Origin of the sequence: Ligaoa zhengdingensis (assembly GCF_014384885.1) — a bacterium.
GTDB classification, from domain to species: Bacteria; Bacillota; Clostridia; order Oscillospirales; family Ruminococcaceae; genus Ligaoa; species Ligaoa zhengdingensis.
The window spans coordinates 32,966-46,615 of the sequence record NZ_JACRST010000002.1 but is presented as its reverse complement, the minus strand read 5'-3'; the positions used below and the strand labels follow the sequence as shown (position 1 = coordinate 46,615).

13 protein-coding genes are annotated in these 13,650 nt (G+C 56.2%); 6 read left to right on the top strand and 7 right to left on the bottom strand.

Annotated elements, in window-relative coordinates; translation table 11 throughout:
- Positions 1-69: 69 nt before the first annotated feature.
- The 5 genes from H8711_RS02610 to H8711_RS14175 all read right to left on the bottom strand — a co-directional run bounded on the left by H8711_RS02610 (position 70) and on the right by H8711_RS14175 (position 5,353).
- Positions 70-642, bottom strand: coding sequence for a TetR/AcrR family transcriptional regulator C-terminal domain-containing protein (locus tag H8711_RS02610; RefSeq protein WP_249281983.1), 573 nt, complete (start codon positions 640-642; stop codon positions 70-72).
- A 148-nt stretch (positions 643-790) separates the two neighbouring features.
- Positions 791-2,140, bottom strand: coding sequence for a 23S rRNA (uracil(1939)-C(5))-methyltransferase RlmD (rlmD, locus tag H8711_RS02605; RefSeq protein ID WP_249281982.1), 1,350 nt, complete (start codon positions 2,138-2,140; stop codon positions 791-793).
- A 112-nt stretch (positions 2,141-2,252) separates the two neighbouring features.
- Positions 2,253-2,696, bottom strand: coding sequence for a GNAT family N-acetyltransferase (locus H8711_RS02600; protein ID WP_249281981.1), 444 nt, complete (start codon positions 2,694-2,696; stop codon positions 2,253-2,255).
- A 65-nt stretch (positions 2,697-2,761) separates the two neighbouring features.
- A complete protein-coding gene (locus tag H8711_RS02595) occupies positions 2,762-3,982 on the bottom strand; it encodes an ABC transporter permease (protein ID WP_249281980.1) in 1,221 nt (406 codons plus the stop codon).
- 12 nt (positions 3,983-3,994) lie between these two features.
- A complete protein-coding gene (locus H8711_RS14175) occupies positions 3,995-5,353 on the bottom strand; it encodes an efflux RND transporter periplasmic adaptor subunit (RefSeq protein WP_249281979.1) in 1,359 nt (452 codons plus the stop codon).
- 264 nt (positions 5,354-5,617) lie between these two features.
- Here H8711_RS14175 and putP point away from each other — a divergent pair, with 264 nt between their 5' ends.
- From putP to H8711_RS02560, 6 genes are all read left to right on the top strand, one after another.
- The gene (putP, locus tag H8711_RS02585; RefSeq protein ID WP_249281978.1) at positions 5,618-7,108 is read left to right on the top strand and encodes a sodium/proline symporter PutP; all 1,491 of its coding nucleotides are present in this window, start codon (positions 5,618-5,620) and stop codon (positions 7,106-7,108) included.
- Between the two features lie 310 nt (positions 7,109-7,418).
- Positions 7,419-8,300 (top strand): ABC transporter ATP-binding protein, encoded by an 882-nt coding sequence (locus H8711_RS02580; RefSeq protein WP_343274468.1) that lies wholly within the window; start codon positions 7,419-7,421, stop codon positions 8,298-8,300.
- A complete protein-coding gene (locus tag H8711_RS02575) occupies positions 8,297-9,820 on the top strand; it encodes a COG1361 S-layer family protein (RefSeq protein WP_249281977.1) in 1,524 nt (507 codons plus the stop codon). Before H8711_RS02580 ends, H8711_RS02575 begins: the two co-directional genes overlap by 4 nt.
- Positions 9,807-11,204, top strand: coding sequence for an ABC transporter permease (locus H8711_RS02570; RefSeq protein WP_249281976.1), 1,398 nt, complete (start codon positions 9,807-9,809; stop codon positions 11,202-11,204). The genes H8711_RS02575 and H8711_RS02570 overlap by 14 nt, the downstream gene beginning before the upstream one ends.
- A 117-nt stretch (positions 11,205-11,321) precedes the next feature.
- Positions 11,322-12,077, top strand: a complete 756-nt coding sequence (locus H8711_RS02565) for an exodeoxyribonuclease III (protein WP_249281975.1) — start codon at positions 11,322-11,324, stop codon at positions 12,075-12,077.
- Between the two features lie 12 nt (positions 12,078-12,089).
- Positions 12,090-12,308 (top strand): DUF1653 domain-containing protein, encoded by a 219-nt coding sequence (locus tag H8711_RS02560; protein ID WP_249281974.1) that lies wholly within the window; start codon positions 12,090-12,092, stop codon positions 12,306-12,308.
- A gap of 167 nt (positions 12,309-12,475) precedes the next feature.
- Here H8711_RS02560 and H8711_RS02555 read toward each other — a convergent pair whose 3' ends face one another.
- Both H8711_RS02555 and H8711_RS02550 read right to left on the bottom strand, forming a co-directional pair.
- Positions 12,476-12,799: an AzlD domain-containing protein gene (locus tag H8711_RS02555; RefSeq protein WP_249281973.1), complete on the bottom strand. Its 324-nt coding sequence runs from the start codon at positions 12,797-12,799 to the stop codon at positions 12,476-12,478.
- On the bottom strand, positions 12,796-13,524 hold the full coding sequence (locus H8711_RS02550) for an AzlC family ABC transporter permease (RefSeq protein WP_249281972.1): 729 nt from the start codon (positions 13,522-13,524) through the stop codon (positions 12,796-12,798). The genes H8711_RS02555 and H8711_RS02550 overlap by 4 nt, the downstream gene beginning before the upstream one ends.
- Between the last annotated feature and the right edge of the window lie 126 nt (positions 13,525-13,650).

Genomic DNA, 13,650 nt, shown 5'->3' with positions numbered 1-13,650 from the left:
AATCCTCCAAAATGTCAAGTGAAGCTCCTGAAAAAGCGGATAAAGTGGTGCGCACAGGACCATGAAGGTTTATACCTGTCCTTCGCTGGACAGCAGGCTGAGCTGTGAGAAAAGGGCGGCGAGCGGCGCGGGCAGGGCTCGCACCAACTGGCAGGCGAGCCATGCGGGTGGCTGAGGCATCCCGCTGAGAACCCATTTCACGGTCATGTAGATGGAACCGCGGCAGTACATCTCCAACAGAAATTGGGCGTTTTCATCGGGCGACTGGTGCGTTTTCTTTTGAATCAGATCGGTGTAAAACTGTAGGATCAGCTCAAAATCGTGCTCCTTGAGGGAGTTGTGATCGTCCGAACGGAAGGCCGATGTGAAAAAGATGCGTTCCTCCTGGATGTATTCAAACTTGCGCTCCAATCCCTCCAAAATGGTGCGCCCGCTGCCCATCTGCTCGAAGGATTGATGCAGCAGCTTGTCGAAATACCAATTGACAAGATCATATTTGTCGATGAAATTTCGGTAAAAGGTCTGGCGCGTCAGGCCGCAGCGTTCTACAATTTGGCGGACGGTGATGTCGTCAATCGAGCTGGTCCGCATACACTGCCGCAGGGCCTCCGCCAGCCGGTATTTGGTGGCGTCCCGTTGCATTCTGTTTCCCCTTTCGTTTTGAGCTGCATGGCGCGCTTTTGCTTGAGCGGAGGTCGAGAGCCCCGCCTATTTTTGTAACTCCCGCTTAAATACTGGCCGCTTTACCGTCCACTCAACACCCGTGTTGTACGGTTTTGGCTTATTCGCTTCACCTTGTCATCAGCGCAACGCATTCGACATGCGTGGTGCGGGGGAACATGTCCACAGGTTGGGCTTTCACCGTGTGGTACCCCAGTGTTCGCAGCGCGGCCAGGTCGCGGGCGAGGGTGGCGCTGTTGCACGAGACCATCACAATGCGGTCGGGGTTCATGCCGCTCACCGCCTCGAGCACCTCGGGCACGCAGCCCTTACGCGGCGGGTCGAGTACCACCACATCCGGGGTGAGCCCCTCCCGCTGGAGGGAAGCGGCCGCGCCCTTGGCGTCGTCACAGAGAAAGCGCGCGTTTGTAATGCCGTTCTCCTGTGCGTTCCGGCGCGCATTCTCCACGGCCTGCGGGATGATCTCCACACCGATCAGTTCACGGACGCGATGAGCCATTGAAAGGCCGATGGTGCCCGCGCCGCAGTAGAGGTCCAGCAGAAGCTCCCGTCCGGTGAGACCGGCAAACTCCTCAGCGACGCGGTAAAGCTGTTCTGCACCCTCGCGGTTGACCTGATAAAACGAAAGCGGCGAGAGGTTGACGCGCACCCCGCAGAGGATGTCGGCGATGGTGTCCTTGCCCCACAGAGTTTGGCAGTGCTGCCCCAGGATGACGTTGGTCTTCTCACGATTCCGGTTGAGGACAATCGAAGCCACCGACGGGCAGACAGTCCGCAGGCGGTCCACCAGTTCTCCGCTGTGGGGCAGGCTGACGCCGTTGATGACCAGGCAGACCATGATTTCTCCGGTGGCCTGGGCGCTGCGGAGATATACATGGCGCAATAATCCGGAATATTTCTCCTCATTGTAAATAGATATCTTCCATTCCAGGCAAAAATCGCGGATTGTTTTTAAAATAGATTCAAATTCCGACGGCTGCAAGCGGCAGTCGGTGCAAGGGATCACCCGGTGGCTCCGCTTGCCGAACATCCCCAGACGCAGCTCGCCGTCCTCCATTCGCACGGGATATTGCGCCTTGTTGCGGTATCCGTCCTGTCGGGGCGAGCCGATGATCGGCAGAACTGGCGCGTCGATCCCGCCGATCCGTTTCAAATGCTGCTCCACCCAATTCTGTTTGATCTGCAGCTCCGCCTGATAGGAGATATGCCGCAGCGAGCACCCCCCGCACTGGCGGTAGACGCGGCAATCCACCGGGATCCGGTCGGGCGAAGGGGAGAGGATCTCCTCCACAATGCCGTAGGCAAAGTTTTTTTGGATTTTAACCAGCTTTACACGCAGGCGGTCGTCGACAGCGGTTCCGGGGACAAAGACGGCGAACCCGTCGATTTTGCCGACCCCGTTTCCCTCGTCGGTGATATCGATGATGGAGAGCTCTACCAGATCATTTTTTGCGTACATCGGCCGCTTCCTTTCCTTTTTCCGAGATAGGTTTATTGTAACACAGAAAGCGGGAAGTTCCAACTGAGAGCGCAAAAAAGCGGCGGGATGCTCTGCACCCCGCCGCCGGTTATTATTTTCGGTCGAGCACCATCTGCTCATAGTCGAGCGGTTCAAACCCATACCGCGTATAAAGCCGCCGGGCGCCGTCGTTTCCAGCGGTGATCTCCAAACGGATGCGTGTGGCATCCTTGTACTCGTCGAGCATCCATTCCATGAATTCAGAGCCCAGCTTGCGGCCGCGGAACGCGGGCAGGACGTACAGTTCCTCCAGCCAGACGACAAAACCGCCGCTCTCGTTGCTCCAGGTGAAGCTGAACAGGGCAAAGCCCGCCGGGCGGCTTTCCTCTTCGAGGATGACGGCGCGCGCATAGGGGGAACCCTTCACGCACTCCCCAAACGTGCGGTCGATGTGGTCAAAATTTGCGGGATGCAGCGTGGCCTCACCCGAATAGAACCCCTGGGAGAGCTCGCGGTAAAGGCCGTGATCGGCCGCTGTCACATCGCGGATAGTCATACAAACAGTCCTCCAAACAACTTATGATACCACAAGGATACACGAAAAGGGGGGATGGGTCAACTTTATTCGTGGCGCAACGCCTCAATCGGGTTGAGCTTGGCGGCCTTACGCGCCGGATAGATGCCGAAGAAGATGCCCACAGAACAGGAGAAGCCCAACGCGAGCAGGATGTGGTTGATCGTAATGGACGGAGTGATGGTGCCGCCCGCCATGCCGCTCACCAGACTCGAGACCCCCATGGCGCCCAGGATGCCGAGCACCAGGCCGATCAGGCCGCCGATCAGCGACAGGATGGCTGATTCGGTGAGAAACTGCCCCATAATCGACTTGGTCTTGGCGCCCAGCGACTTTCGGATGCCGATCTCGCGCGTGCGTTCGGTCACAGCCACCAGCATGATGTTCATCACGCCGATGCCGCCGACCAGCAGGGAGATCGCTGCCACCGCGCTGATGAAGGTGGTGATGATGTCCAGCATGCTGTTCATCTGATCCACCTCGCCCATCAGGCTTTCCGGACGGTAGACGTCGCGGCCGCGGTTGCCGTGGCGGGATTCCAGCACGTTGCGCGCGCTGTTGCCCATGGTGGTGGCAAAGGCCGGATCATCCGCCATCAGGTAGATCGAGCTGAGCGTGGGGTCCGTGCCGGTGTTGTTGAACAGGGTTGTGATCGGCATATAGAAGTAAAACGGCATACCTTCATAATAAAAATTGCCCTGCTGCGATTTGGCCACGCCGACGATTTTAATCTTCATCCGTTCGCCCCAAACCTCGAGCTCCAGCGTCATGCCGGACACATTGGTATTGCCAAAAAACTGCATGGCGGCGATCTCGTCGATGACCGCCACATTGCGGGCCGCAAGGTAGTCCTCCTCGGTGAAGAAGCGGCCGGAAACCATATCGGTACCCATGAAGTAGTTGAAGCTGTCGCTGCACCCATAGATGATCGCATCGTTGGTTTTTTTCTTGAAGGTGGTGCTGCCCCAAACGCCGATCTGGGGGGAGATGTATTTGAGATGCTCCACCTTGCCGCGCAGCGCCTCGATGTCGTCGAAGGTGATGTAATCGGAATCGGTGGCCTCCTTGTCGTTTACAGTGACCTGCACCGTGGAAGCGCCCACCTGCTCGATCGACCCCATCATGTAGGCGCGCGCGCCGCCGCCCACACCCAGGATGGTGATGACCGAGCTGATGCCGATGATGATACCCAACATGGTGAGAAACGAGCGCATCCGGTTGCTCTTAATGCTGAACAGCGCCATCTTGAGGTTATCGAAAAAATTCATATCGACCACCCCTTACGCTGCGGCTGCGGCCTCATCGGTGGAGGCGGCTCCTTCGCCGGCCGCCGATTCGGGCGCAACCATCACGAGGGGCAGCATTTCGATGGTGGTAGGCGGATTGAGCACCACCTGATCCCCTTCGTCGACACCCTCCAGGACTTCGACGTAAGTGTCGGAGGAGTTCCCGGCTTTCACATAGACCTTTTCATACTGGAAGACGCCGGGGGTCTCCGTTGCGATCAGGCGGTAACAGAAATCGCCCTCACGGTCGCTGAGCAGGGCCTCCACCGGCAGGGAAAGGACGCTCTGCGCGGAGAAGGTCAGGATATCCACATCGAATTCCAGACCGACGATCAGATTGGCGTCGGGGTTGTCGATGGTGATTTCCGCGGGAACCTGCGCTGCGGTGGCGTTGCCGCTGGAGTTGACCCCTTTGACTGCGGCCGCGCCGATTTTACTCACTGTGCCGCTGTAGGTGAGGTTGCCCAGCGAAAGGGTGGCCTTCTGGCCGATCTTGATGGTGCCGATATCGTATTTGCTGATGTTAAACTCGGCCTTCAGGTTTTCGGTGGTCTCCACCACACAGGCGGTGCTGGAGTTGCTGGAGAGCCCGCCCTCCACCAGGTTCATTTCGGTGATGATGCCGTCGAATTCGGCGACGATCCCGTTGTCCTTCTGGTACTGCTGCATGGTAGCGAGATCGATCTGCGCGGAATCCACCGCGTTTTTCGCGGTTTCCATCGCATTTTTGGCCTTGGTGATGTCCTCTTCCTTGGTCTTTTGATCCTCTAGGGCATCGCGCTCAGATTCTGCGGACATCAATTTGGAAAGGTAACGGGTATACTCCTCATAACCTTCCTCGCCCGCAGCTGGCGGCGCGCCGTATTCCTTTTTGATTTTCTTGATTTTTTCGTTGTACCTGTGGATTTCTTCATTGAGCGATTCGATCTCCTCGTCGCGCTCGTCGTCCGCGTGCAGAATCTTGTCGTAATCCAGCTGGGCGTCCTCGTAGCTGATCTTCGCATTTTCGTATGCCAGTTGTTTGAGCCGCACATCGTTGTTGAGCTCGGTCAGGTCAAAGGTAGCGATCACGTCGCCTGCACTCACCATATCGCCCGCCTTGAAATTGACCTCCACCGCCTTGCTCTGCGGAGGCGCGAAGTAGGCTTTGCTGTCCGAAGAGCGGATGGTGGCCGAGGTGCTCAGGTAGCTGTCGATGTCCTGATAACCGACGGTATCCGTCTTCACTGTTGGTATGTAAGTGGCTGCCTTGTACATGCTGTAACCGATGTACCCGACCACCGCCCCGATGATCACCAGCCAAATGATCAGCTTGCGCAATTTTTTATTGCGCGGTTTTTTCTGCTTTTTCACCTTCTTTGCCTTTTCTGCCGGCTGTGTTTGTGCCGCAACACCCGGCGAAGGGAGGGATTGCTCTGCTGTTGTTTGCATAATTTGCACCGCTTTCTTTTGCCCTAAACATCCCCTATTATAGCGAAGACCGGAAAAACTGCCAATAGCGTACCTGTAAAATAATAATGAACAAACTGAATACAAAATTGTGTCCAACTGCTTGCATTCGGCAGGATTCTACTTTATAATAGTAAAATATGAATAAAATTTTTTGGAGGATAGGCTATGAACATAGGAACAATTGCGGCATTTGTCTTGTACATGGCTCTGATGCTCGGCATCGGCGTGTACTTCTTTTCAAAGTCTAAAAACATTTCCGATTATTTCCTGGGCGGCAGGCAGCTCGGCAGCTGGGTGACCGCCCTTTCCGCGCAGGCCAGCGACATGAGCGGCTGGCTGCTGATGGGTCTCCCGGCGGCGGCCTACATGTCCGGCATCAGCGCCGGCTGGATTGCGATCGGCCTCGGTGTGGGCACTTATCTCAACTGGAAAATCGTTGCATCCCGTCTGCGCCGGTATACAGAGGTGTCCGGCGATTCGATCACCATCCCGGAATATTTGCAGAACCGCTTTCAGAGCAAATCGACGGTGGTGCGCAGCATCTGCGCCGTCATCATCTTTGTGTTTTTCCTGATCTATACCGCCTCGGCGTTTAATGCGGGCGCGACGCTGTTCGAGCACCTGTTCGGATGGGACTACACGATGGCGCTCACAGTGGGCGCGGTCATCATCATCGCGTACACCTTCCTGGGCGGTTTCTTCGCGGTGTGCTGGACCGACTTCATCCAGGGCATGATGATGTTCGTCGCCATTGTTGTAGTGCCGATTGTCGCCATGGTGCAGACCCCCGGTTTTTCGGTGGCGCTGCTGGAGGACCTGGGCGGCCAGGGCTTCCTCAGCATGGTGCGCGGTCCGGAAGGCAGTGTGCCGATGACCACGATTATTTCCAGCCTTGCGTGGGGCCTCGGCTATTTCGGCATGCCCCACATTCTCACCCGCTTTATGGCGATCAAATCGAGCGACCTCATCAAAAAATCCCGCATTATCGCCATGGTTTGGGTGGCAATTTCCCTGACCGCAGCGGTTGCGGTGGGCGTGTTCGGTCATGCGTATCTGTCTTCGATCGGTGTGGCGTATGAAAGCAGCAAGGCGGCCGAGGTGGTCTTTATGGACTTGGTGACCCGCCTCACCCCCGGATTTATCGCGGGTGTGCTGCTCTCCGCGATTATGGCGGCTGTGATGAGTACGGCGGATTCGCAGCTTCTGGTCACTGCGTCGGCGGTCTCCAACGATTTTTACAAGGCGCTGTTCCGCAAAAATGCGTCCGATAAAGAGCTCATGTGGGTCAGCCGCGGCGCGGTCATTGCCATTGCTGTTGTGGCCTATATCATCGCGCTTGACCCCAACAATTCGGTCATGGGCCTGGTTTCCTACGCGTGGGCTGGCTTCGGCGCTGCGTTCGGTCCGGTCATCCTGCTCTCGCTCTTCTGGAAGCGCATGACCCTCACGGGCGCGGTGGCCGGTATGGTTTCCGGCGGCGTAACCGTCCTGATTTGGGAAAGCCTCAAGTTGGAAGCGGCCACCGGCCTGTATTCGCTGGTGCCCGGCTTTGCCATCGCGCTGGCGCTGGTGATTGTGGTGTCCCTGCTGACCAAGGCGCCCTCCGAGGAGGTTGTAAGCCAGTTCGAGGCGGTCAAAAAGACAGAGCTGGCCTGATTGTCAACGGGAACGATATTCTGAAAGATGCGGCGGAAACCGGGAAAGTATCCTGGCTTCCGCCGTTTTTTTTATAAAAAATTTACAATTAGAGTGCGAAAAAAGTCGTTTCCGCCTGTGCGATTTGTTGCACTTGTCCCCTTAATATGATAAGATGGAAAATAGTTGTGGGGAGAAGGCGGTGTAACTTTTCTCGAAATGGGTGCAACAATCCGTGCAAAAAAACATACTAATTCAAATGAAACGGTCCGCTTCGCGGCAGCGCTGCGGACCGGATGGGATGAACGTGGAGACTAGAGAGGGATAGCCATTGAAAAAAGCGATGATTACGGTGAAAGATCTTCGCAAGGTTTACAAGCTCGGCAGTGAAAAGGTGATCGCGCTGGACGACATCAACGTGACCATCTATACCGGAGAGGTGTGCTGTATCCTCGGCACCTCGGGTTCTGGTAAGTCGACGCTGCTCAACATGTTGGCGGGGCTGGAGCGCCCCACGCGCGGGCAGGTGCTCATCGGCAAGCGCGATATCGCCCGCATGGATGAGGCGAGCCTTGCAAAATTCCGGCAGAAGTATGTGGGCTTTGTGTTCCAGTCCTACAATCTGATGAGCTCTTTGACAGCGCTGGAGAATGTCAGTATGCCGCTGATGTTCAAAGGGGTGGGCAAGGGGGTGCGCAACAAGGCCGCCCGCCAGATGCTCAAAAGTGTGGGCCTGGGCAACCGCTGTGACCACAAACCCACGCAGATGTCAGGCGGACAGCAGCAGCGTGTGGGCATTGCCCGCGCCTTTGTCAGCAAACCGCGCATTGTGTTCGCGGACGAGCCGACCGGGAACCTTGACACCAAGACGACCATCGAGGTGATGCAGTTGATGGTACAGATGGCGCGGGAAAACGACCAAACCCTGGTGATTGTAACGCACGACCCGGAGATCGCGGAGTATGCGGACCGCGTCATCCATTTGATTGACGGCAAGATCGTGTCGGACATCAGCAGGGGGCCGGGGATGGACCATCTGGTGCTGGAGGGGCAGTTCTCCAACCAGGAGACGGTGCACCACACGGAAGAATCCCCGCCGGAGGAGCCTTTGATTTTGGAAGAAGACGACCCGGATGTAGAGGAAGAGCTTAGATTAGAGCCGGAGGGCGGGGAACTCCCCGCGGGCAGCACAGGAGGAAAAGTAGAACCATGAAAGTTAGAAGCAAGTTTACCAAAGTGATCTGTATTTTTCTGGCAGCGCTGATGCTGCTCACCACCTTTGGGATGTTGTTCACCCAAATCGCTTTTGCCGCAAATGACGATGACAGCAGCAGCTCGTCTTCCTCGGACGATGACGGAGAGTTGCCGACTTCAACTGGCTCTCTCCGCCTGATTACCAAGCCGCAGTTTTACCGCGTGGACAGCGATGGAAATGATATCGATGACGAACCGACCAAGAAGGTGAAAGAAGGTTATCGTTATCGTGTGGAATTTACCGTTTTGGATCGAAGCGTCAACGATGACGAAGTAGATGGATTTACTGGCGGGTTTGTCGCATCAAATGGCGGATATTTTGATACGGTCATTGATACGGATGGGAACTTTGAAAGTTCCGTTACCCGCGTGCGGGGTTCTTCAAGTGGATACCTCGAGCTCGAAGTGGAAGCGTATGTTAAATTTAACGGAAAAGGCCGCACCATGAGTTTCGACGTAGGCTATACTTACTATAAAGAGAGCAACTCTTCTTCGGATGAATCCTCTTCCACCGATCGCACTTACCATGAGAGCAGCGGTACGGTCGTCACTAAAATTGCAGAAGCCATTGTGACTGATGGCAGCGAGGACGACGAGGACAGCTACCTGATTGCGACCCCCAACATCATCGTCACCGGTTACAACTACGGCGGTCAGGAGGTCATGGCGGGCAGCGAGTTCCCGCTGACCATCACCTTCCAGAACACCAGCGACACCCTCGCGCTTGAGAACATCATCATGGATATCACCACAACCACCGATCTCGCAATTGCGAACGGCTCCAACTCCACCTACATCGAAAAACTGGGCAAGGGCGAGAAACAGACCAAGACTCTGCAGATGTCCACCTTCAGCAGCACCGAACCCAAACCGCAGCAGGTGACGGTCAAATTCACTTATGAGTACATACTGGATAAGACCAGAAAGACCGGCGAGCGCACAGAGGAGCTCGCCATCCCGGTGGTTCAGCTCGACCGCTTCAGCATCGGCGAGCTGAGCGTCCCCAGCCAGCTTTGGCCGGGCGACAGCACCTATCTCAGCGTCGAATATGTCAACAAAGGCAAAACGACCATATCCAACCTAGCCGCGCGTCTGGAATCGGATGTGCCGGGCATCAGCGACAGCCAGACGATCGGCAACATCGCGCCGGGTGAAAGCGGAACGATCGATTTTTCGTTCACCGCAAATGATTCCGGTTCGATTAGCGGCAAGGTCGTGATTATCTATGAGGACGCCAAAGGGGACGAGAAGGAGATCGAGCGGCCCTTTTCCGCCACGGTGATGGATATGGGCGGCATGTACCCGGACGACGGTATGGCCAATATGCCCATGCCCATGCCGGAGGAAAATAACCAGACTTCAGCGGCCACCATTGTCATGGCGGTGGTCGGCGGACTGATGGTGGCGGGCCTGACTGCGACCATCATCGTGAAAAAAGTGAAAGCCAAGAGGGAAGAGGAACAAGATGAAGACATTTGATTTAATTTCAATGTGCTTCCGCAACCTCTTCCGCCGCAAGATGCGCACCATCCTCACCGTGCTCGGCGTGGTCATCGGCACCTGTGCGATCATTGTCACCATCTCCCTGGGCCTCGGTATGACCAAGATTCAGGAGGATGCGCTCGCACAGATGGGCGACCTGACCAAGATCGAGATTTACAACTACGGCGGGGGAGGCGGTTCGGGCAGCAGCGAAGCCCCTGTTTTGGATGACAAGGTGCTCAAACAGATCTCCGAATTGGAGGGCGTCGAGGTTGCGACGCCGCTTGCCCGCGCCGACTGGAGCGCCATGGAGTTTTGGGTGGGCGAAAAATTCCGGTTTAGCGGCCAAGTGGTGGGTATTTACCCCGAAGCGATGGAGAAGCTCGGTTATCAGATGAAGGAAGGCAGCTACCTGACCGAGGGAACCGGCAAAAAGATCCCCATTGTGATGGGAGAACAGGCCGCGTACAATTTCTACAATGTGAAGAAGCGCGACGGATGGGTTTACCCTTACCCCGATGCCAACGGCAATATCCCGGACCCCTACGTCGATGTGATGAAGGATGAGATCACCCTGCGCATCGGCCGGCAAGACGAGGAGAAAACGAAACTGGTCGAGTACGAAACGCAGGTGCAGGGCGTACTCGTGGCCGACTTCAGCAAGGGCTGGGAGACGCAGGAATCGATTTTTATGTCGATCGACGATATGAACCGGATGGTTGCGGAATATAAGAAGCTCAACAAAATTAAGGAGAGCAGCAACTCGTCCAAAGGCTATGAAAATGCCGTGGTCAAGTGCTCCGACATCAAATATGTCGAGTCGGTCGAGAGCTACATTTCCGAGACGCTCGGGCTTCAGACCAACAGCATGGAGAGCATCCGCAAACCCATGCAGAAGCAGATCCAACAGCAGAGCATGATTTTGGGCGGTTTGGGCCTGATCTCCCTGGTGGTCGCGGCCATCGGTATCACCAACACCATGGTCATGTCCATCTATGAACGAACCCGTGAAATCGGCATCATGAAGGTGCTCGGCTGTGAAATCCCGAATATCCGCGCCATGTTCCTGACCGAGGCGGGCATCATTGGCTTGCTCGGCGGCATTGTGGGCACGTTGGTGAGCTTCAGTATCAGTTGGGTCATCAACAACTGGGAGATGATCAAAATGGCGCTGGGCATCATGAGCGACGGCAGCTCCGGAGGTTTTGGCATGATGGGCGGCATGATGGGTATGGGCGGAGGCGGCCAGGTGTCGCTGATTCCGCCGTGGCTCGTTTTGGTCGCGGTTCTGTTCGGTATCCTGATCGGTCTGGTCTCCGGCTTTACGCCGGCCAACCGCGCTGTCAAAATCAGCGCCCTTGAGGCGATTAAGCACGATTAAAAGGCGATTTGCCGCGGTCTCGCTTTTGGGGGGCCGCGGCTCTTTGTTGCAGCGTCTTCCATTTTTCGTGTAGATCCGCTATAATAGAGGCACCACTTTTTAGAAAGGGGAAGGGTTATGAAGCTGATTTCCTGGAATGTCAACGGCCTGCGGGCCTGTATGAATAAAGGCTTTGCCGGTTTTATGGAAAAGATCGACGCCGATGCTGTCTGTGTGCAGGAGACCAAGATGCAACCGGAGCAGGCTGATTTTTCGTTTGAGGGCTACGAGGCGTATTGGAACAGCGCCGTCAAAAAAGGGTACTCCGGCACAGCCGTGTTTACCAGGGTGCCGCCGCTCAGCGTTACCTACGGCATCGGTGTGCAGGGGCATGACGAGGAGGGGCGTGTGATCACCGCGGAATATCCGGACTTTTACCTTGTGAATGTGTACACCCCCAATTCGCAGCGCGGCCTCACGCGCCTGGATTACCGGATGCAGTGGGAGGAGGACTTCCGCGCATATGTCTGTGGGCTGGATCGGAGCAAGCCGGTGATTATCTGCGGCGACTTGAACGTGGCGCACGAGGAAATCGACATCAAGAACGCCAAATCCAACCGGGGAAACGCCGGCTTCACCGACGAGGAGCGCGAGAAGCTCACCGAATTGTTGGAGTCCGGTTTTGTCGATTCCTTTCGTATGCTTTACCCCGATCTCACCGGGGCATACAGCTGGTGGTCCTATCAGTTCAATGCGCGGGAGAAGAACACGGGTTGGCGCATCGATTACTTTTTGGTGTCTGAACGGTTAAAAGGCCGCATCGCCGGCGCAAAGATTCATGCCGAGGTGTTGGGCAGCGACCACTGCCCGGTGGAGCTGCTGCTCACAGAATGAGGAGGAATCGCAATGGAGCCAGCAATATTGCCGGGGCGTTACCGCCACTTTAAGGGCAACGAGTACCGGGTGCTGTATCTCGCGCGCCACTCCGAAACTTTGGAAGAATACGTGGTGTATCAGGCGCTTTACGGCGAACGGGGCATCTGGGTGCGCCCAGCATCGATGTGGAACGAAATGGTGGAGCGGGATGGAAGAAGCATCCGCCGTTTTACCTATTTGGGGGAGTAAGGGGAGACATACCAGAAGATCGCGGAACAGGCTGTGCAGCGGAACAGCGTCCTCTCGATGATAACATAATCGAAAAGCTCCCGGAGGGATCATCCCTCTGGGAGCTTTTTGATGGGTAAAAGCGTATTGGCCTTGTATGCGTCGTGGAACCATAGGTGCATCAAGTTTTATATAGCAAGAAGTCGCAGCACCTGTTCGGTGAGAAAGACCGCCGCAGTGGAACCGAGCGCGACAGTGAGCAGGCCCTTGCCCCAGTAGGCGAGCGCCAGAGCGGCCAGCAGCCCAACCACAGCCGATGCGGTGGTCGCGGTGGAGGACAGGATATCGGGAAAGGTCATGGCCGCCAGCACAGCGTAGGGCACATACTGCAAAAACGATTGGATAAACCGGTTGTTGATCTTCCGCCGCAAAAAGGTGAGCGGGATCATGCGCGGGATATAGGTGACCAAAGCCATAATCAGAATAGCGGTCAGGATGCGGGTGTAGTTCATGCGGCCGCCCCCTCTCCGTTTTTTCCCTCGTCCACCGGGTAGCGGAATGCCGCATAGGTGGAGGCGATGACAGCACAGAGGATGATTTTCCAGCCGCTCGAAAGCCCCGCAAACCAGGGAACATATTGGAAGATACAACTGAGCACCACCGCGATCCCAATGGTCACAGCGACCGACCGAACCTTGCGCGCGGGCGGGACGATGATCGCAAGGAACATGCCGTAGATCGCAATGCCCAACGCGCTGCGCAGCGCGGCGGGCAACAGGCTGGTGGCTGTCGCGCCGAACAAGGTTCCAAGTGCCCAGCCCCAATAGGGGGTAAAGGAGAGCCCCGCAAAATATGCTGCGGTGACCGGTCCCTTTTCCTGCATGGCGACAGCGAAGATCTCATCAGTCACCGTGAACGAGAGCAGGCTGCGCTGTAGGGTGGTCATGCGCGGTTCCACCTTTTGCGACAGGGAGAGGGACATCAGCATATAGCGGATGTTGATGACAAAGGTGGTGACGGCGATCTCCAAGTATCCCCCTCCCGCGATGATCAGTGCGGTACCGGCGAATTGCCCGGCCGAGGTGAGGTTGGTCATTGAAATCAGCAGTGCAATCCAAAATGGCAGCCCGTTTTGGGTGCACATCATACCGAAGGTAAAGGACACCGACAGATATCCCAAACAGATCGGGACGCCGTCGCGCAGCCCTTTTATAAATGCGTTTTTCTTCTGTTCCACAGACGATGCTCCCTGTTTTGAAATTGGTCCAGTCCCGAGGGGCAAATAAAACGCCTCCGACATCGCCGGAGGCGTTGGCAGACCGGTTCGCTTTGAAAGCCAACGGATTCATCATATAATAGGCGG